Here is a 21,366-nt window from a genome sequence, read left to right as displayed (position 1 = left end):
AATTATCTTCTTTCTTGTTTGACAATCGTCGTCGGCTCTTGGTGGATAATCACTTCCGAATGGGGAAAGGCTGCCAATATTTTCTGTTCAAGACTGTCGGTAATATCGTGTGCCACAACCAAAGGCAGATGATCGTCCAGTTCTAAATGTAGCTGAATAAAGCGAATTGCCCCTGCTCTGCGAGTTTTGACATCGTGTATGCCGATAATGCGAGGGTGTTGTAAAGCAATCGCCCAAATTTGATCGACTTCTTCTTGAGGTAAGGCTTTATCCAACAAAGATTGCACCGCTTCCCAACACATTTTGGCAGCATTAAACAGAATATAAAGGGCAATGCCAATGGCAAATAGTGCATCAGCATAAATTACGCCGTAGATATTTAAAATCATTGCCACAAGAATTGCCGCATTCATATAGAGATCCGTCTGATAATGTAACGAATCGGCTTCAATCGCTGGGCTTTGGGTGAGCTTTACCACTTTTTTCTGATACCAAACTAATGCTGCAGTGAGAACAATGGAGAACAAGCTAATCGCAACGCCTAATTCACTGCTTTGTACTAATTGTGGTTCGGTTAAACGTTGAATACCTTGTAGCAATAAGAATGTTGCAGAACCAGTGATAAAGGCACTTTGAGCAAGGGCGGCAAGGGATTCCGCTTTGCCGTGTCCGAAGGTGTGATCATCATCGGCCGGCTGTAAAGCAAAACGTAACACGAGCATATTGGTTAAAGAGGCGAACAAATCCACTAACGAGTCCGTCATCGCCGCTAAAATCGCCATCGATCCTGTCTGCCACCACGCAAACGCCTTTGCAATAATTAAGGTGGCAGCGACAATTACTGCAAAGTTCGCCGCCCGTTTTACATATTGGTTATACTGTTTTTCCATTATTTGCACTCAATTTGCCACGCTAATTGCGAAAACTGCCACGCCATTTGTTGAAGCTCTTTAATATAAGCGGTTGGATTTTGCAAATTTTTTGCAGAAACTGACCGCTTGTCTGAGAACTGCATTTGGCTGTAGCCACACTGAGAATTTCGTCCACGAGTGACTTCTAGCTGATAATCATTGAAACGTTCTGTCGGTGGATAAAGCACTTGGCTTTGTAGCTCGTCACCAACAATCGCTACTTTCGCTTTGGTATCAGACTGTTTAGCGAAGGTTTGCTGACGTAACTCTACCCTATCAGCAAGACTTTTTTGTTGGCTGTTTTTATCGGTAAACAACAATATGCCTTGTTGCCAGTTATTCGGATCTTTCGAGCTTTCTTTGAGTAAAAAAAGCGATTGTTGCATTTCATCAAGCTGATTTTGGGTCACTTTTTGGTAGGTTTTACCTTGAAAATTGACCTGTTCAGGTATCGAAAATTGCGGTGGTGTTACCACGCAGCCCGTTAAAAATAGCGGTAAAAAAAAGGATTTTCGTAACATTGTCACGCTATTGTTCCTCATATGTAAAATAGACTTTAGTTAAAGTATTCCAATAAAACTTTTCATTATTCTTTTTATTCATTAAAGAGTTAATATCTTCTTTCTCTTTCATCTCTCGTAAATAAAACTAATGTTTTATTATACAAAAACTGATAATAATAGTCGTAAGCTAACACATTTTGCACATATCCCCTTGTTTCTACAAAAGGAATGGAGGCAATAAATTCGTCCATCGCCAAAGTGCCGTTTGCACGTTCTAACCAACGGCTCACTCGGTGAGGCCCTGCATTATATGCCGCTGCAATTAAAATTCGGTTATTTGGGTAGGTTTCATTTAACTCTGCTAAATGGGTTGTCCCCAACATAATGTTTTTAAAAGGGTCGAGTAAATCTTTTTCGCCTGTGTAGCTCAGTTGATTTGCTTTGGCTGTTTGGCTTGCGGTGGTTGGCAATAACTGCATTAACCCTATTGCATTTGCGTGCGAACGTGCTTGAGCATTCCACGCACTCTCTTGGCGAGCGATTGCCATTGCAAAGGTTTTAGTGATTTTTTTATGCTGTAAATTGAGTTCAAACCAATCCGAATAAGCATTTGGCAGACGTAGCGATAAATAATCCCACGCTTTTGCCTGAATGGTTCCTTCAACGGCTAAATCAAACCAATCTTGTTGCAAAGCAAAGTCGCTCAATGCAATTTTTTCGTCAAAACTCGCCGCTTGCAGTAAATCTACCCAAGCAATTTTAGCAGCACTCAGCCGTTTTAACGCCCTTAACTCTGCAATGCGGTCAAGCTGAGGCTTAAATTTAAGGGTTTGTTGTTCTGTTAATTTGTTAATCGCCGGCAATACGGGCTGATAAGGCTGCCCTAGGGCTTGAGCCGCCAACATAGGATAAAATCCTCGCTCTGTGGCAAGTTGCTGGAAAATAGCCGCTTGTTGTGCCGGCTGGCTTTTGGCTAACCAATAACGCCATTCCGCTTTGGCTCTGGTTTCTGGGCTTAATAGTGCTAACCATCTATTTAAATCGCTTTTCTGCCAAATCGCCGTTCGCAAGCGGCGTTCGGTTAAACTGTCCTCTTTTAATTCGGCTAACTGTGCATCTCGCCACTGCTGGAACGGGGAAGAGGTGTTATCAAAAAAGCGTTGTAGAAACTGGATTTTCCATTCACGCACTTGATTTTCGCTGAGTTGCCACTGCTCTGCCCAAGTTTGATATGGGGCAAAATCCACATTTTGCATTTGTTCAGGCAAGGTTTTGAGAAATTTGGGGAAAGCGTGCAATACAAGCTGTTTATTGAGATCGTTAAGCGGTTGTTTCGCAATAAAATGTTGCAAATAATTCGGCTCAGACAAGAGTTTTTGTAAATCGGCAAGCCATTTTCCTAACTCGACATCTTGGTTATTTAACGCTAACTGGCTTAACTCCGCTTTTGCATTTGTTATCCATAATTTGACCGCTTTTTGCTTCACTTTATCTTCGGTTTTTAACCCCTGATCTCGCCAGAAGGCTTCCAAATTCGCACAGTCAGAGGGCAATGAGCCGTTATTGATCCAAAAATCATCAAACTTTGCTAAAAGCTGAGCTAACTCAGGCGATAAAGGTTGAGCCAGATTATTTGCTTGTGCCGCTTCTGGATTTAACTGTAATTTATCTGCTTGGCTTTGATATTGAACCGCCCACACTCGACATTGATTAGCAACGCTTAGCTCACCGACTTTGTCGCTATAGGCTAGAAGCTCTGACCATTTTTGCTGTTTGTACCACATTTCTATCGGGAACTGTTCCAGCTTATTGCGTTTTGCGATATGCGGATATTGCTTGATAAAGTGCAGAATTTCTTCTTGCGAAATAGCGTTCAATTTTAGTTTAGTATTTAATATAGCCCATTTTATCTCTTCAATCAGAGGGTAATCAAGCAACATTGCCTCTAAATGCACCACTCGCTCAAATATCGCATTAGAAAATTTTCCCTCTCGTTCCATCTCTCGTAATAAAGTCTCAAGCAGCAAAAAATTTACTCTTTGCTTTTCCAATTGACGGTAGATATGTTGTTGCTCGTTCTGCCATTGTAATTTTAGTTTCTCAATTTCTGGAGATGACTGAGACTGCGTAGCCCAAGCAGATAAACACATCGCCAAATAAACAAATAATATTTTTTTCCCCATAAACTCTCCTAGATACTAAAGCCCAATTAGAAATTAAAAACCGCTTGAAGTTTATATCAACAAGCGGTTAATTTAATTGAAAGTTTCACTTCTTATTCATCAATAATCACTTTCGCAATGTAATCTAAATTACGATAATGCTGTGCATAATCAATACCATATCCCACCACAAACTCATCAGGGATAGCAAAGCCAACCCATTCTACTGGTACATCCACTTCTCGACGAGAAGGCTTATCTAATAAAGTACAAATCGCAAGTGAGGAAGGTTCGCGCAAATTTAAAATATCATGCACTTTGTTAAGGGTAAAACCAGTATCAATAATATCTTCTACAATTAATACATCTTTGCCTTGAATTTCACTATCCAAATCCTTCAAGATTTTCACATCTCTGCTCGATTCTGTACTTAATCCATAACTTGATGCCGTTAAAAAATCGACCTCGACAGGTAAATTTAACTTACGCACCAAATCAGCCATAAACATAAAAGATCCTCTCAACAGTCCAACAACAACCAGACTCTGGCTATTTTTATGTTGGTAATGTTGATTAATCTGTTCTGCTAACTCAGTAATGCGGTTTTGAACTTCTTGAGAAGATATCATAGTTTCAATGTGATGTTTTTTCATAAACAAACCTTTTATCTATATACTATTTAAAAATACAATATGATGTATCAAATGCCATTATACCTCAATATTCTTTGATTAAATAAAACTACCTATTCTCCTTTTAAGATTAATCAACATTTAAATGTGTTCACTACATCATTTCATCTACATGGCCATCTATGAATTTAGGTAAATCAGCAACACTATCAATAACATAATCAGCGTTTAATTCACCTTCAGGTGTAATTGGTTTACCTGTCCGAACCAATATTTTCACTTTCACCCCAGCGTTCTTTGCAGCTAATATGTCCTCTAATTTATCTCCTACCATGATAGATTTTGAAGGATCAATATCCAGATCAGAAATAGCTTGTAGCAATAAACCAGCTTTTGGCTTACGACAATCACAAGCCTTTTTATAATTACCAATTCCTTCAGGATGATGAGGACAATAATAAATACCGTCCAATACCACACCATAGTCTTCATCTAATGACCAATCCATCCATTCTGTCAATTGATGAAATTGTGCTTCACTAAAATAGCCTCTAGCAATTCCAGATTGGTTAGTCACTATCACTAGCATATATCCTTTATCTTGTAATTGCTTTAATGCATGGCCAACACCTTTAATAAACCTGAAATCATCAATATTATGTACATAGCCATGATCAATATTAATTGTACCATCTCGATCTAGAAAAATAGCTTTATTCGCCATCACTATTTCCTTTTAAAAAGTTAATTACCAACTGGTGATGTTCTTTTGTTTTAAATTTATTAAATACAGACATAATTTTGCCATACTCATCCACTAAAAAACTAATTCGGTGAACCCCATCATAACTTTTTCCTAAAAATTTTTTCTTTCCCCACACGCCAAATGCTTCTGCTACCTTATGATCCACATCCGACAATAGAATAAAATTCAAACTATTCTTCTCAAGAAATTTTGCTAGCTTTTCTGGCGAATCAGGACTAATGCCCAGAACCATCACATTTAAAGAATCAAGTTCTTCCTTGCTATCACGTAAACCACATGCTTGTGATGTACAACCTGGTGTTAATGCTTTAGGATAAAAATAAATTAGAAATTTTTTGTTTGGAAATTGATCTAGAGTTACCCAATTAAAATTTTGATCTAATAGAGAGAATGATGGTACAGTATCGCCCACCTTTAATGTATCCATTATTATTCCTTTTAGCCCATTATAGAGGCAATAAGTATATCATATTCTAAATATGCACTAAAATATTAAGCATAGGAAGATTTTCACAATTCGGTTTTAAATAAAAATTTGTGATCTATGTCGTAAAATTTAATTTTTCCTATTGCGCATTTTACATATTTGACTAAAATTTACATCATAATCTAACCAAGGGAGAAACATTATTATGGAAGTTGGTATTGTAAAATGGTTTAACAACGCCAAAGGATTCGGATTTATCACTTCGGACTCATATGAAGGTGATATTTTTGCTCACTTTTCAGTTATTGAAGGAGAAGGCTACCGCTCTTTAAAAATGGGACAAAAAGTTCATTTTGAGTTCACTCATGGAGATAAGGGAGCTTCAGCTGTACGCATTGTACCAATTACTGAATAATTTCTTAGGGGCTACTTTAGCCCCTAATTTGTTACCCTTAATAAAGACTTTGGCATAATAGACAAAAATAGTAATTAAAACCTTAACAGGTAGACAGTACCCGTCTTTTGAATCCTCTTAATGCTTGTTTAAAATAGCCTCAATCCCAATAAGATTATTTTTCTTCCCTACTAAAATTACAATACATCTTCCCAAATTCATCAAAATACGTCGGGAAAGTTTTTGCCGTACATTTCGGATCTAAAATCGTCACCGACGTATTTGACAACGCCACCAAAGAGAAACACATCGCCATACGGTGATCGTTGTAGGTTGCGATTTCAGCGTGCTGGAACTTATCTAACGCAAGCGGTTGAATACGGATAAAATCTTCCCCTTCTTCCACTTCCGCCCCAACTTTACGCAACTCTGTTGCCATTGCTGTCAAGCGATCCGTTTCCTTCACACGCCAGTTATAAATATTACGAATAACGGTTTCACCCTCAGCAAAAAGAGCGGTAGTTGCAATCGTCATTGCCGCATCAGGAATATGGTTCATATCCATATCAATGCCTTTAAGCTCCCCCTGCTCTGCTTGGATAAAATCTTCGCCCCAAGTGATTTTCGCGCCCATTTTCTCAAGCACATCCGCAAACAAGCGGTCGCCTTGAATGGAATTTTTACCAATCCCCGTCACTTTCACTTTCCCCTTAATTGCCCCTGCGGCTAAGAAATAAGAGGCAGAGGACGCATCGCCCTCAACCAAATATTTTTGCGGAGAAACATAATGCTGATTACCTTTCACAAAGATAGTCTGATAGTTATTGTGCGACACCGTCACGCCAAAATCTTTCATCATCGCAAGGGTAATATCAATATAAGGCTTGGAGACCAACTCACCGACAATCTCAATTTCCATATCGCCGGAGGCAAGGGGAGCAGACATCAAAAGTGCGGTCAAAAATTGCGAAGAAATCGAACCATCAATCTGAATTTTGCCACCTTGAATCCCCGAATTACGAATCGCAATCGGCGGATAGCCTTCATTTTCAAGATATTGCACGGAAGCTCCCGCTTGCAATAACGCATCAACCAAATGTTTAATCGGACGCTCTTTCATACGCGGCTCGCCCGTTAAAATCACCTCAGCCTCTTGCTCACCTTTCAAACAAAGTGCTGCTGTTAAAGGACGCATTGCGGTGCCTGCATTACCTAAAAACAGCGACAAACCATTTTGCCACTGAAACGCACCGCCCACGCCCTCAACGGTACAAACGGTTTTATCATCAGAAAGCTGATAATTCACCCCAAGGGCTTTCAAGGCATTGAGCATATGGCGAATATCATCGCTATCCAATAAATTTGTTACCTGCGTTGTCCCCTGTGCCAAGGCTGCCAACAACAACGCACGATTTGAAAGGCTTTTTGAACCCGGTAAATTAATTTCGCCCTCAACACGAGCGATAGGATTTAGTGTTAATTTTTCCATAATGAAATCCCAATAATTAAATAGTTTTTATAATATCTAAAAAACAACCTCTTAGAATTCACTAAGAGGTTGTAATCCAGAATATACTCCCCTACCCCGTATTACGCATACCTGCCGCAATACCTGTGATAGTAATCATCAACGCTTGCTCTAGGGCTGGATTTGGATTTTCGCCCTCAGCACGTAAGCGGTGAAGCAACTCAACTTGAAGTAAGTTAAGTGGGTCAGTGTAAACGTTACGCAGAGCAATAGATTCTGCAACCCAAGGTAAATCCGCCATTAATTGCCCTTCGTGAGCAAGCGAGAGAACGGTGTTGATGTCCGCTGCAAGCTGATTGCGTAAGGTATTGCCTAGACGGTGTAAATGTTGTGGCACAAGACGTTGATCGTAATGTTCCGCAAGCCATAAATCCGCTTTACTGAAGACCATCTCTAACATGCCGATACGGGTTGAGAAGAACGGCCATTCGGTACACATTTCTTTTAATAGCACTTCATTACCTTGTTCAATCAACTGTTGTAAGGCTTGACCTGCCCCCAACCACGCAGGCAACATCAAGCGGTTTTGCATCCACGCAAAGATCCACGGAATTGCACGCAAACTTTCTACGCCACCATTTGGATTACGTTTTGCAGGGCGTGAACCAAGCGGTAGTTTTGACAGTTCTTGTTCTGGTGTTGCTGCACGGAAATACGGCACAAAATCAGGTTCGCCACGCACAATGCCACGATAGATGTCACAAGATATTTCTGAGCCTTTGTCCATAATATCACGCCATTCTTGTTTTGGTTCTGGCGGCGGGCAAAGGTTGGCTTCTAAAATCGCACTGGCGTATAAGTCTAGGCTTGATACGGCAACGGCAGGTAAACCCAGTTTAAAGCGGATCATTTCCCCTTGTTCTGTTACACGCAAGCCATTTTTGAGTGAGCGAGGTGGCTGTGAAAGTAATGCAGCGTGAGCTGGTGCACCACCACGACCGATTGTACCGCCACGACCGTGGAATAAAGTTAATTCCACATTGTATTTCTCACTCAGATTAACTAATGCTTCTTGCGCACGATATTGTGCCCAAGAAGCGGCTAACATACCGGCATCTTTTGCTGAGTCAGAATAGCCGATCATTACCATCTGTTTGTTGTTGATAACACCACGATACCAGCCGATATTAAAGAGATCTGTCATCACTTTCTCGCAATGATCGAGGTCGTCTAAGGTTTCAAATAGCGGTGAAACAGGAATAGTAGTTTTGCAACCTGCTTCTTTTAAAAGTAAATGAACCGCTAGTACATCAGAGGCTTCACGTGCCATAGAAATCACATAGGCAGAGATCACACCTTCAGGCTGTTCGGCAACCACTTTACAGGTATCTAAAATCTCTTTGGTTTCAGGGCTTGGTGTCCAGTTGGTTGGGACAAGCGGTCGGCGAGAGCTTAATTCACGCACAAGGAAAGCTTGTTTATCATCTTCCGTCCATTGTGAATAATCCCCTAAACCGATATAACGTGTAATTTCCGCAATCGCCATTTCGTGACGAGTACTTTCTTGACGAATATCTAAACGAGATAAACCTAAACCAAAACAACGAATACGGCGTAAGCAATCTAATAAGCCACCGTTAGCGATAATACGCATTCCGCATTGATGTAGTGATTGATAACAGTCGTAGAGCGGTTCCCAAAGTTGCTCGTCATCGGTTAAGATTTCATCACGGCTAATGGTAAGCGGTTTATCTTGCAAGAGTTCATCATAATAAGCTAAGGTTTTGATAAGTTTGGCACGCAGATCTTTCACCACCACACGATATGGCTCTAAATGATCGCCATATTTTGCACGGAAGGCATCTGTTGCGTGAATAACAGAAAGCTCGTCGGCTAATGATTTAATATCTTCAAGGAAAAGCTCGGCTGCTTTATAACGGTTCATACGCAACACTTTGCGTGTCGTTTCTGCGGTAACAAACGGGTTACCATCACGGTCACCACCCATCCAAGAAGAAAAACGCACAGGTGCAAGCCCAACAGGGTACTGAACACCAAAGTTTTTCTCTAAATGGAAATTTAATTGACGACAAAATTCAGGTACCGCTTTCCAAAGGCTATTTTCAATTACCGCCATACCCCATTTTGCTTCATCAACAGGGGTCGGGCGTTGAGTACGGATTTCATTGGTATGCCAAGCTAACGCAATTAATTGCATCAAACGACGTTTAAGTTTTGTGGTTTCTGCATCGGTTAAATCATCGTGTTCCAAGCGGCTTAAACAGCGATTAATTTCAACGTGTTTATGCACTAAAGAACGGCGAGTAACTTCTGTTGGGTGAGCGGTTAGCACTAAATCAATCAACAGTTTTTCAACGGTCGCAATTACTTTTTCAGCAGGCACATTTTGCGCTTTTAAGCGAGTAAATAAAGCACCCATAGAGCGTTCACCTAACGCTGCATCTTTATTGTGACGAGAAATCGTGTGATATTGCTCTGCAATGTTCGTTAAGTTTAAAAATTGGCTAAAGGCACGAGCAACAGGGATAACATCTTCGTTTGAAATATTGGCAAGAATATCAAGAAGTTGCTCACGTGATTTTTCATCACCTGAGCGTGATGCACGAGACAATATACGAATATTTTCAATTAAATCTAAAATTTCATTCCCTTGGGCATCGCGAATCGTTTCGCCCAAAAAATCTCCCAACATATGAATATTACTACGCATGGATTCATAAATTTGGCTCATAAAATGTCCTCTTTTCGATAAAAATTAACTGGGTGTAGATATACCGAAAAAGAGAGCAAATGGCAATGGTATTTAGTTTTTTTTATGAAATAAATAAGAAAATTTTATTTTTACTCAATTTTTACTTTAATAGCATAATAATAAATTTAATAAGGTGCTTTTAGCTAAAATCAATCGTCAAATTAACTGCTTGTAAATACCTAGCCTCATCAAGCAAGTCCGCCAATATCAAAGGATTCTGCGCCAAGAATACTTTATCAAAGGATAAATGCCACGATGAATTTTGGATAGATAAATTAAGTTCCATTGGAATATTCGTTGCCTGACGTGAACGATTTAGTAACACTGCCAAGCGGAATATGCGTAATAAGGTTAAAATATCAGGGTGCTGAAAGCGACTTGCAATTTTGAGATCGTGTCGTTTAAATCCTTTGAGGTGATAACGCATTAATGTGGCTAACAAAGTTTGTTGTTCAGAGTCGAAGCCTGGTAAATCTCGGTTTGCAATAATATACGCAGAATGGCGGTGAACACCGTTGTGGTTAATTGAAATACCGACTTCGTGCAATAAACTTGCCCATTGTAAGATTTCTCGTAATTCCTGTATTTGACGTTTATTTTTCCAAGCGGTCACTTGATCAAACAAACGTAATGCGGTGTCTTTTATGCGTTCTGCTTGATGTTGATCGATATTAAATTGTTCTGCGAGGGCTTTTGCTGTCCGTTGTCGAATATCTCCAACTTGGAATCCGCTCTCAACACCATATAAGATTCCTTCACGCAATGCCCCATCGGAATATCGCATTGATTGAATATGGAAGGTGTGAAATAACGCCAGTAAAATGGCAAGCCCTGGCACTAAGACATCGGCACGCTCTTCCAATAATCCTTTGAGCTGAATTTCTTTGAGTGAATGAAATGCTAAACAACGATCAATTAAGGTTTGTAAACGTGCTTCTGTAATTAATCCATCTCGATAGCCATTTGCAATCAACACCTTGCTCACGGTTTTAATTGTTCCTGAAGAGCCTAGAACGTGTTGCCAACCTAACTCACGATATTCCCACGCCAAATCATCGATTTTTTCCATCGCTGTTTGATATGCCTGTTCAAAACGTGCTTGAGTTAGTTCACCAGCAGGGAAAAAACGTTTTGCAAAACTCACACAGCCCATATGACGACTTTCTGCTCGTAATGGAGTGAAGCCATCCCCTATCGTCATTTCTGTCGAACCACCACCAATATCAACCACAAATTTACGCTCTTTTTCTGGTTGTGTATGACTTACCCCTGAATAGATTAAGCGTGCTTCTTCTTGCCCTGAGATAATTTTAATCGGAAATGGGAATACTTGTTGTGCTTGTGTTAAAAAATCTTGATTGTTTAATGCCCTGCGTAATGTGTAAGTTCCTACGACTTTCACATTTTCAGGCGAGAACCCTTTTAAACGTTCAGCAAAGAGTGCTAAACAAGCAACGCCTCTGTCTATAGCTTCTTGATTTAAGTGGCGATGCTCGTCCAATCCTTCTGCTAAACGTACACGACGTTTAATACGAGAAAGGATTTGGATTGAGCCATTAACAATCCTTGCAACAATCATATGAAAACTGTTTGAGCCTAAATCAATCGCAGCAAATTCGCGTGAAGGCATTTCCGACATAAAGCACCCCAAATAGAATAATTCAAAGCAAAGTGTATCACTTTTTCATTCAAAATCGTGGTACTGAACAATTATTTTTTCATTTTTTAAGTTATATACCCATTATTAATTTGAGGTTATTGATCCGTTTTTGTCTTTTTGTTACATTATCCCATTATTTTTTTATGGCTTTAAAAGGAGAGGTAATGATCAACAACAGAACAACAGCATTTAGCTTAGCATTTAGCTTATTACTATGCTGCTTAGGTATTAATGCAGAGCAGCTTGAACTTGATGAAATTTCTGTAATGGGAAAAGTTCCTGAGGGAAATTCGGTAAGTTTTCTAAAAGTAAGTGATGCTATTATTGATGGAGAGAAATTCAAAAATCGTTCTGCAACATTAGGGAATGCTCTATCTAGTGAATTAGGCGTACATAGTACCCCATTTGGAGGTGGAGCAAGCGCCCCAATTATTCGAGGGCAAGAAGGTGTTCGAGTTAAGATTTTGCAAAATAATGCTGATGTTGTTGATATGTCAAATATTTCTCCCGATCACGCTATCACTGCAGATACTCTACTTGCTAATCAAGTGGAAATTTTACGCGGTGCTTCAACATTGCTTTATGCAAGTAGCTCTCCCGCTGGAATTGTGAATATCGTTGATCAACGTATTCCAAATAAAATGCCTAAAAAAGGTTATGAAGTGACACTTTCCAGTCGATTTGATACGGCAAGCAAAGAGAAAGTGTATGCACTAGGTACAACCATTGGAATTGGGAAACATTTAGCTTTACGACTTGAAGGGTTAGATCGTCAATCGCAAAATTATAAAGTGCCACAAATTAAACTAGGTGAAACATTAAATTATGTGCCAGATACTTATCATCAATCAAAAGTAGGAACTATTGGTTTATCTTTTATTGGTGAAAAAGGTTATCTCGGAGCGTCTTATAATCAGCGTAAAGACAGATATGGATTACCTGGGCATAATCATAAATTTGATACTTGTATTGCCCATATTTACGATATGAGATTGCAAGGAAAGCATTCTTATACCAATCTTTATCCCCATTTAATGAGTGATGAAATGGTCACAGAAAATCCTCACTTTCATTGTGGTACAGACTACGATCTCGATCCAAGCCATAGCCACGATCACCCTTATGGACACGACCACGATCATACCCATATTGGACCTTGGGTAGATTTACACTCTAAACGAATTGATATAAAGGGAGAGATTAAACAACCTTTGCCGATGTTGGATAAAATTCAGCTAAGTTATGCTCAAACAGATTACTATCACGATGAAAAAGACGCAGGAAAATCAGGCGATACAATCAACCCAAACCGAGTAGATAAGAGCAAAGATTTTGGTAAACCCGTCAATATTTTCAAAAATCAAGGCAAAAATGCCCGCTTGGAGTTTTTTCATACGCCAATTGGTGGCTTAACTGGAATGTTTGGCGTACAGTATCAAACCCTGCAAAGCAGCGCTAATACACCAAGCAACCGTGAAGTTCAATGGCCTTTAGTGGATAATCGCAACAAGCAAATTAGCTTATTTGCTTTGGAACAATACGCTTGGGATAACTTTGCGATTGAATTAGGATTGCGAACTGAAAAGCAGAATATTCATATTGACTATGATTTAGCTAAGATTCAAAAACAACAAAAATTCAATGAGAGGACTTATGGTAAACAGGTTGATCCTGATTTATCTGATTATGATGAAAAAGCCATCTCCTATACTGGGGCATTTAATTGGTTTTTCCACCCAGACTATCAGCTCTCGTTTACAGCTTCCCATAATGAACGTTTACCAACTCCGATGGAGCTTTATTATCACGGACAACATTTGGCAACAAACTCGTTTGAATATGGAAACAAAGATCTAAAAAAAGAGATTTCCAATAATTTTGAATTAGGTTTGGGCTACCATACAGAAAAATTAGATTACAAATTATCAACCTATTACAATAATTTTGATAATTATATCTACAATGAAACATTATATCGCTCTAATAACCTCTTTATGCGCCGTTATAATCAAGCTAAAGCCACATTTTATGGACTTGAAGGCATTATTAACTACCGTTTTACGCCTGATTATCAATTCAGTGTATTTGGCGATATGGTAAAAGGAAAATTAAAACAGCTACCCGACATAAAAGGATTAAATGATGTCTATGGAGAGCCAATTCTTAATCCTGATTACGATCCTGAATATGATGAACCAGAAGACCAATACTATCGTCCTTACTTAGGCAAAGAGATGATTAAACAGGCAGATCGTGTTTCGCCACGTCTACCGCCTATACGTTTAGGGGCAAGATTTAACGCACAATTGACAGACTACCTCTCAGGTTCAGTTGAATGGATGAAAGTCTTTACACAAAATAAAGTCTCCAAATTAGAAAGTTCAACAAAAGGCTATCAATTACTCAATGCGAGTTTAAATTACCGCAAACAAATAAAAGGTGTGGAATATACCGTTAGTTTGACGGGAAATAACTTGTTAAATCAAGCCGTTTACATTCACAACTCTTATCACCCCTATGTACCACAAATAGGCAGAAATTTTATCTTAGGCTTAGATCTTAGTTTCTAAAACCTAACATTATGTAGCACTTACATAAATTATAACTTTTCGTAGGGACTGGGGTTATCCCCACCCTACACAACACTAGTTTTTAGCTGCCACATAATATCGTATTCTTTAAAGGGGATCTAACCGCTTGTTTTACTAGTCTTACAAGGAAAATTTCTCTATAATCGACCGTCTGCGATAAATCTAACGATTTTTCCACAAAATCTTGAGCAAAATTTTAAAAGGTATAAATATGTCTAAATTTCCAACAATTTCAGAGATTCTTTCTGGCAAAGTTGCCGTAGGGGAAGAAGTTGCCGTACGTGGTTGGGTTCGTACCCGCCGTGATTCTAAAGCAGGTTTATCATTTTTAGCCGTGTATGACGGTTCTTGTTTCGATCCAATTCAAGCCATTATCAATAACGATTTAAGCAATTATCAAGATGAAGTATTACGTTTAACTGCAGGCTGTTCTGTGATTGTGACTGGTGTGATTGTAGAATCACCAGCTGAAGGACAAGCGGTTGAATTACAAGCAAAATCTGTTGAAGTCGTGGGTTGGGTTGAAGATCCTGATACTTATCCGATGGCAGCAAAACGCCACTCTATTGAATACTTACGTGAAGTTGCTCACTTACGTCCTCGTACTAACTTAATCGGGGCGGTAGCACGTGTGCGTCACTGTTTAGCACAAGCCATTCACCGCTTCTTCCACGAGCAAGGTTTCTATTGGGTTGCAACACCGTTAATCACCGCTTCAGATACAGAAGGTGCAGGAGAAATGTTCCGTGTTTCAACCTTAGATTTAGAAAATTTACCGCGTGGTGAAGATGGCAAAGTTGATTTCAGCCAAGATTTCTTTGGAAAAGAGTCTTTCTTAACCGTATCTGGTCAATTAAATGGCGAAACCTATGCTTGTGCATTAAGCAAAGTCTATACCTTTGGTCCAACATTCCGTGCAGAAAACTCAAACACTACCCGTCACTTAGCAGAGTTCTGGATGGTTGAGCCTGAATTTGCGTTTGCAACCTTAGCGGATAATGCAAAACTGGCTGAAGATATGTTGAAGTATGTGTTCCGTGCAGTACTTGAAGAACGTAAAGATGACTTAAAATTCTTTGAGAAACACGTTGATAACACGGTAATCAGCCGTTTAGAGAACTTTATTAATTCAGACTTCGCTCAAATTGACTATACCGATGCGATTGAAGTGTTATTAAAATCAGGTAAAAACTTCGAGTTCCCAGTTGAATGGGGTATTGACCTCTCTTCTGAACACGAACGTTTCCTTGCAGAGGAATATTTCAAATCACCAGTAGTCGTGAAAAACTATCCAAAAGACATTAAAGCGTTCTATATGCGTTTAAATGATGATGGTAAAACTGTGGCAGCAATGGACGTATTAGCGCCAGGAATCGGTGAAATCATTGGTGGTTCACAACGTGAAGAGCGTTTAGATGTGTTAGATAAACGTATGGTAGAAATGGGCTTAAACCCAGAAGATTATTGGTGGTATCGTGATTTACGTCGTTACGGTACTGTGCCACACTCAGGCTTCGGTTTAGGCTTTGAGCGTTTAATCGTATATGTAACTGGTTTACAAAATATTCGTGAGGTGATTCCATTCCCACGCGCACCGCGTAATGCGAATTTCTAATTTTTGGAAAAAGATAAGATAAGGCGAGAGAATATCTCGCCTTATTGTTTAAACCTTGAATGATAAGGCTTTAAGCCCGTTTTTAGCAATAAATTTGTCTACTGTGCCAATTTGTCTATTACACCAATTTTAGTAAGTTATTTAGGAAGAGATTTATAAATGTTCTGTCTTATTAAATTCGATTAATTCTCGCTTTTCCCCTTGACTTTCAATCGCTTGGCGTAGAGCAAGTGTGGTTGGTTCATCGTCTTGATAAAGTCACTTCAGGCTTGCTAATCCTTGCCCTAAACCCAACGAGTGCAAGTTATTTTGGTGAGCTTTATGGTGGTGAAAAAGCCGATAGAGTTTATTTACACGCCTATCAGCTCGATTTTTATTATCACTCACAACCTATCAGCGTTCGTGTCTTACCAAGCGGTCAGTTTTGGCAAAAACAAAACGATCAATAATACTCGTCTTGTAATTCGTCAAAGGCTGATCCTTCTTCAAAAAGTTGCTCCAAAAAGGTGGCTACTTTTTGTTTTCCCTCTTTGCCTAGCCCAAAAACGCTAAGATCGCTATTGGATACCGAAGGTCGAACTCGAACAATCGCATTTGGAAATGCTTTTTCGACTTGCTCTGCCACAATGTATAAAAGTCGGTTGAATTTACCTTGATCCATTTTTTGTAAGTTGGCTAAACGAATATCAATGGTTGCTTGCATAACATTTTCCTCACCTGACTACTGTATATAAAAACATTATATATAAAACCAGTTTAACTGTAAATAGATACAGATATTTGTTTTGGATCAAATTTTGATGCTTTAGGTTTATCACACGAAGTGAAGATCAAACTTGATCCTATCGTTTACTTTGCCGGTATTTCTTATAAATTCTAAGAAAATCCCATTTCTTACAAATAAAATAGGCTTCCATCGGAAGCCTATTTTTTTTAAGTGGTACGCCACAAATTTGTCTACTATACCTTCTAAATCAGCACCTTCCTCAACGCCATAAAAAATTTATCATTTTCCTCTGGCAACCCGATACTCACACGCAAATGATTTGGCATACCATAACTTGCAATCGGACGAACAATCACCCCTTCGTGCAACAACGCCTGATAAATCGGCTGTGCAGGCTGTTTCAAATCTACCGTAATAAAATTGCCTTTCGATGGAATATATTCCAACTGATTTGCCTTAAAAAACGCCTCATAGCGTTGCATTTCATTACGATTATTTTCTGCCACTTTCGCAATAAAATCATCATCTTGCATCACTGCAATTGCCGCCGCTAACGCAAGACTATTACAGTTAAATGGCTGACGCACACGATTTAATAAATCCGCAATTTCAGGGTGCGAAACCGCATAACCAATACGCAAACCAGCCAAACCATAGGCTTTAGACAAGGAACGAGAAACGATCAAATTCGGATATTTCTGCACTAAAGCAAACGAATCTAACCGCTCGGCAGGGTCGGTAAATTCCGTATAAGCCTCGTCCAACACCACAATCACATTTACAGGCACTCTATCTAAAAAGTGTTCAATTTCCTGTTGCGATAAAAAATTCCCCGTCGGATTATTTGGATTCGCGATATAAATCAACTTGGTTTTGTTATTAATTGCCTGCTCAAAGGCACTCAAATCGTGTCCCCAATCTTTTGCCAGGATTTCACGTGCCACCGCATTAATCGCTTTGGTGACAAGCGGATAGACAATAAAGGCATATTGCGAATAGATAATTTCATCTTTTTCACTGGCAAACGTATGGGCGAACAGCTCAAGCAGATCATTTGAGCCATTACCTAACGTAATTTGGTTCGTCTGAACCCCAAACTTTTTCGCAATGGTCGCTTTCAGCTCAAAACCATTCGCATCAGGATAGCGAGTTAAATCATTCAACTGCTTTAAAATCGCTTGTTTCGCACTTTCAGGAAAACCAAAAGGGTTTTCATTGGAAGCAAGTTTCACAATATTTGAAATCCCAAGCTCACGCTCAAGTTCTTCAATCGGCTTACCTGCTTGATAAGGGGCAAGGGTTTTCACGCCCTCATTGGCGATGTTGATAAATTGCATTGTTGTTCCTTTTTTCTTGATATTTCGTTGCAGTTTATACCGTCGTCAATTCATCCGCAATCACTTCCGCTTGTTCCAACACAAATTGGATTGCCTCATCGCATTTATCCGGTGGATATTTGAATAATCTCAACGTTACACGCACCAAGTTTCGCATTTTGGCTCGCACGGCTTCTTTGTATTGCCAGTCAATAGTGGCGGATTTGCGTAATTTATCGGTAATCGCTTTTGCCAAGTTTTTCAAGGCATCATCGCCCAATTCTCGCACCGCACTTTCATTGCGGGCAAGGGCATCGTAAAAGGCGATTTCCGCAGGTGATAAACCCAATTTTTCCCCACGTTGCAAGCGTTCGGTAAATTCCTTGCTCATATTCAGCAACTCTTCCAACACTTGCATAATGGTGAGATTTTGGTTGTGGTATTGATTTAACGCCTGTTTCAAACGCTCGGCAAAATCTTTTTGCACCGCCAAATTGCCCGCCCCTTTCTCATTGATTTGGCTACGCAAATAACGTTCCACTGCCAACAACCAAAGTTCTTTGGTTTGGCTGTTTTTGATTTTCTCTAAAAATTCGTCCGACAAAATATTGATGTTCGGCTGTTCTCGGTTAAGCAAATCAAACAGGTTAATCGCACCGCTTGCGTCCACCGCCTTATTCAATAATGCCACCAACTGCAACTGGCGTTCTTCGTTTGAAGCGGTTGAATTTGGCTCACGTTTTGCCAAAATCGCACGCACCGCATCATAAAAGGCAAGCTCTTTTTGATATTGCTGAACATCGCCGTCTGCACCACATAAGCTAAAGCCTTTTTTCGCCAAACGCACCGCTTTTAAAAACGCATTGCGTCTTGGGGTTTTCTCCGTTTTATCCGCAACCATTTGATGATCTAAGGCTAAAATATAGTTCGCCCCCAACATCACTTGCTGGAACAACGCCAGTTCATCTTCGATTTTCAAGGCATCAAACAGCTTAAACGGCTGATCGTTCACAGGTGTGGCAAACTGCCCACGCACAACATCAATGTATTCCAACATCTTCGCCTTAATTTCGGCGATATTGTGGGTCATCTGCCCTTTGCCGTGCGAGCGAGTGTATTGCTCGGTGGCTTCCCGAAGTTCGCTGGTTAGCCCCACATAATCCACAATCAAACCGCCATTATCACGGCTTTTATTGCGAAACACACGGTTTACCCTTGCAATCGCCTGCATTAAATTATGCCCTTTCATCGGCTTATCAATATACATCGTATTGCAACAAGGGGCATCAAAACCTGTTAGCCACATATCACGCACAATCACCACTTTTAGAGGATCGTCCGGATCTTTAAAACGGCGTTCCAACAGCTTTTTATCTTGCGAAGAATAAATGTGTTTTTGAATTTCCTCAGGATCGCTCGCCGAGCCCGTCATCACAATTTTAATCGCCCCTTCATTCACATCATCGCTATGCCACTCTGGACGAAGTGCGGTGATTTTTTCATACAATTTCACACAAATCTGACGGCTCATCGCCACCACCATTGCCTTGCCATCAATTAAAGCGGTGCGTTGTTCAAAATGTTTGACAAAATCTTCCGCCAAACGGCTCAAACGTCCGTCTGTTCCCATCAATTTTTCACGCAAACGGAAGTTGTAGCTACTTTCATCATCTTCATCAAGCAAGGTTTGGGCTTCACGCACCACATTCTCAAACTCGGCACTCTGTGCAATGGGAATTTGCCGTGCTTCATAGATAATCGGCACAGTCGCCCCATCTTCCACCGCATCGGTAATATCGTAAATCGACACATATTTACCGAACACTTCCTGCGTATCTTTATCTTCAAGGCTAATCGGCGTGCCGGTAAAACCAATAAAAGACGCATTTGGCAAAGCATCACGCAAATGCCTCGCATAGCCCACCCGATATGTCCCCGTGCGGTTTGCTTCGTTGAGCTTCATACTTTGGCTAAACCCATATTGCGAACGGTGAGCCTCATCGCTAATCACAATAATATTGTGTCGCTCGTTTAGCACAGGGTGTGCCTGCTCGCCCTCTTGCAGACCGAATTTCTGAATGGTGGTGAAAATCACACCGCCTGTTTCTCGCTTGGCAAGTTCTTCACGCAATGCTTCCCTGCCGTCTGCTTGCACAGGTTGCTGACGAATTAACGCCTGACCGCCTGAAAAAGTGGCATAAAGCTGACCGTCTAAATCATTGCGGTCGGTAACCACCACAATAGTCGGGTTGCGTAATTCCGCTTGCGACAACAATTTGCCGGTATAAAACAACATCGACAACGACTTGCCCGAACCTTGTGTATGCCACATCACCCCGATTTTGCCATTGCCCTGCTCGCTTGCCGCCCACAGCGTACAATCCACCGCTTCATTCACGCCGTAGAATTGATGATAAGCGGCAATTTTCTTCACCAAACGACCGCTTGATGTTTGCTCAAACACAATAAAATTCTGGATATAATCCAACAAACTCACAGGGTTAAGCAAACCACGCACCAAGCCTTCCAACTCGTGTTCAAAGGCAATACATTGCTTGTTCTTCTCGTCCACCACACGCCAAGGGGTAAACCGCTCCAAATCTGCCGTCAGCGAACCGACTTTTGCCAGAATGCCATCGCTAATCACAAGGGCTTGGTTATACACAAACAGATCGCCGATTTCCTGCTTATAAGTCTGCAACTGATTAAACGCCTGCGGCAAATCCGCATTCTCTTTCAAGGGATTTTTCAACTCCAACACCACCACAGGCAAACCATTGATATAACAAATCACATCAGGACGGCGATTGCCTTTCCGCCCTGCAATCGTCAGCTGGTTCACCACATCAAAACGGTTCCGGCTCGGCTGTTGAAAATCAATCAAACGGGCAAACTCCACTTTTTGCTCATCATTTTCCCGATACTCCACCCGAACCCCCTCACGCAAATAGCGATAGGCTTGCTGATTGCGTTCCGTTAAATCCGTAATATCCGTTTTGCATACCAACGCTACCACTTCGTCCACCGTGGCAGACGGCAACTGCGGATTTAACCGCTCCACCGCCTCACGCAACACCGCCCGAAACACCACCTCGTCCGTCCGCAACCGCCAAGGATTTTCCCCATCAGCATTGATGGTCGAACCGTGCGTATAATCCCAGCCCAATTCCTGCAAATGTTGCAAACAGGCTTGTTCAATGGTGTTTTCGTTGATGAGCATTGTTTTTTCCTTTTTGAATATAATCTTGTTTTCTTTGTTAATCACTACTGCCAAATCTCCCCCAGCCCCTCTTTGCTAAAGAGGGGGGCAGATTTCATTGAAGATTCAAAGAACAAAGTCCTACATAAATATTGTCAATTTTGCAGATGAACATATAACCAACCTCAATCCGTCCCCCTCTTTTAGCAAAGAGGAAAGCTG

At 40.5% G+C, this 21,366-nt stretch carries 15 protein-coding genes and 1 pseudogene; 4 read left to right on the top strand and 12 right to left on the bottom strand.

Annotated features, from left to right (window positions below; translation table 11 throughout):
- Positions 1 to 2: 2 nt before the first annotated feature.
- The 6 genes from J1G47_RS05900 to bcp all read right to left on the bottom strand — a co-directional run bounded on the left by J1G47_RS05900 (position 3) and on the right by bcp (position 5,401).
- Entirely contained in the window at positions 3 to 890 is an 888-nt protein-coding gene (locus J1G47_RS05900) for a cation diffusion facilitator family transporter (protein ID WP_026917062.1), read from the bottom strand.
- Positions 890 to 1,432, bottom strand: coding sequence for a hypothetical protein (locus J1G47_RS05895; RefSeq protein ID WP_012621696.1), 543 nt, complete (start codon positions 1,430 to 1,432; stop codon positions 890 to 892). Before J1G47_RS05895 ends, J1G47_RS05900 begins: the two co-directional genes overlap by 1 nt.
- 89 nt (positions 1,433 to 1,521) lie before the next feature.
- Positions 1,522 to 3,597, bottom strand: a complete 2,076-nt coding sequence (locus tag J1G47_RS05890) for a transglycosylase SLT domain-containing protein (protein WP_207326495.1) — start codon at positions 3,595 to 3,597, stop codon at positions 1,522 to 1,524.
- Positions 3,598 to 3,689: 92 nt separating this feature from the next.
- Positions 3,690 to 4,229, bottom strand: a complete 540-nt coding sequence (gene hpt, locus J1G47_RS05885) for a hypoxanthine phosphoribosyltransferase (protein WP_012621694.1) — start codon at positions 4,227 to 4,229, stop codon at positions 3,690 to 3,692.
- A gap of 133 nt (positions 4,230 to 4,362) precedes the next feature.
- Positions 4,363 to 4,932: a D-glycero-beta-D-manno-heptose 1,7-bisphosphate 7-phosphatase gene (gmhB, locus tag J1G47_RS05880; RefSeq protein ID WP_005712477.1), complete on the bottom strand. Its 570-nt coding sequence runs from the start codon at positions 4,930 to 4,932 to the stop codon at positions 4,363 to 4,365.
- Positions 4,922 to 5,401 (bottom strand): thioredoxin-dependent thiol peroxidase, encoded by a 480-nt coding sequence (gene bcp / locus J1G47_RS05875; protein WP_010786792.1) that lies wholly within the window; start codon positions 5,399 to 5,401, stop codon positions 4,922 to 4,924. The genes gmhB and bcp overlap by 11 nt, the downstream gene beginning before the upstream one ends.
- 205 nt (positions 5,402 to 5,606) lie before the next feature.
- On the opposite strand from bcp, the gene cspD reads away from it, so the two are divergent.
- On the top strand, positions 5,607 to 5,816 hold the full coding sequence (gene cspD, locus J1G47_RS05870) for a cold shock domain-containing protein CspD (RefSeq protein WP_005712476.1): 210 nt from the start codon (positions 5,607 to 5,609) through the stop codon (positions 5,814 to 5,816).
- Positions 5,817 to 5,970: 154 nt separating this feature from the next.
- On the opposite strand, the gene aroA is transcribed toward cspD, so the two are convergent.
- From aroA to ppx, 3 genes are all read right to left on the bottom strand, one after another.
- Positions 5,971 to 7,284: a 3-phosphoshikimate 1-carboxyvinyltransferase gene (gene aroA, locus J1G47_RS05865; RefSeq protein ID WP_160413223.1), complete on the bottom strand. Its 1,314-nt coding sequence runs from the start codon at positions 7,282 to 7,284 to the stop codon at positions 5,971 to 5,973.
- A gap of 91 nt (positions 7,285 to 7,375) precedes the next feature.
- Positions 7,376 to 10,015: a phosphoenolpyruvate carboxylase gene (gene ppc, locus J1G47_RS05860; protein ID WP_044009001.1), complete on the bottom strand. Its 2,640-nt coding sequence runs from the start codon at positions 10,013 to 10,015 to the stop codon at positions 7,376 to 7,378.
- 160 nt (positions 10,016 to 10,175) lie between these two features.
- Positions 10,176 to 11,675: an exopolyphosphatase gene (gene ppx, locus J1G47_RS05855; RefSeq protein ID WP_021109485.1), complete on the bottom strand. Its 1,500-nt coding sequence runs from the start codon at positions 11,673 to 11,675 to the stop codon at positions 10,176 to 10,178.
- 185 nt (positions 11,676 to 11,860) lie between these two features.
- Between ppx and J1G47_RS05850 the strand changes: the two genes are divergently transcribed.
- The 3 genes and pseudogenes from J1G47_RS05850 to J1G47_RS12105 all read left to right on the top strand — a co-directional run.
- Positions 11,861 to 14,266: a TonB-dependent receptor gene (locus J1G47_RS05850; RefSeq protein WP_234924147.1), complete on the top strand. Its 2,406-nt coding sequence runs from the start codon at positions 11,861 to 11,863 to the stop codon at positions 14,264 to 14,266.
- Between the two features lie 232 nt (positions 14,267 to 14,498).
- Positions 14,499 to 15,902: an asparagine--tRNA ligase gene (gene asnS / locus J1G47_RS05845; protein ID WP_021109484.1), complete on the top strand. Its 1,404-nt coding sequence runs from the start codon at positions 14,499 to 14,501 to the stop codon at positions 15,900 to 15,902.
- A gap of 209 nt (positions 15,903 to 16,111) precedes the next feature.
- Positions 16,112 to 16,255 (top strand): annotated as a pseudogene (locus J1G47_RS12105) (pseudouridine synthase); the annotation flags it as partial.
- Positions 16,256 to 16,344: 89 nt separating this feature from the next.
- Here J1G47_RS12105 and J1G47_RS05835 read toward each other — a convergent pair.
- From J1G47_RS05835 to J1G47_RS05825, 3 genes are all read right to left on the bottom strand, one after another.
- The gene (locus J1G47_RS05835) at positions 16,345 to 16,605 is read right to left on the bottom strand and encodes a DinI-like family protein (protein ID WP_075592362.1); all 261 of its coding nucleotides are present in this window, start codon (positions 16,603 to 16,605) and stop codon (positions 16,345 to 16,347) included.
- Positions 16,606 to 16,871: 266 nt separating this feature from the next.
- Positions 16,872 to 17,966: a histidinol-phosphate transaminase gene (hisC, locus tag J1G47_RS05830; protein ID WP_207326494.1), complete on the bottom strand. Its 1,095-nt coding sequence runs from the start codon at positions 17,964 to 17,966 to the stop codon at positions 16,872 to 16,874.
- A gap of 34 nt (positions 17,967 to 18,000) precedes the next feature.
- Positions 18,001 to 21,165 (bottom strand): type I restriction endonuclease subunit R, encoded by a 3,165-nt coding sequence (locus tag J1G47_RS05825; RefSeq protein WP_207326493.1) that lies wholly within the window; start codon positions 21,163 to 21,165, stop codon positions 18,001 to 18,003.
- Positions 21,166 to 21,366 lie beyond the last annotated feature (201 nt).

This window comes from Glaesserella parasuis (assembly GCF_017352235.1).
In the GTDB taxonomy this organism is placed as follows: domain Bacteria; phylum Pseudomonadota; class Gammaproteobacteria; order Enterobacterales; family Pasteurellaceae; genus Glaesserella; species Glaesserella parasuis.
The sequence above is the reverse complement of the archived record's forward strand: the minus strand, read 5'-3'. Positions and strand labels throughout refer to the sequence as shown.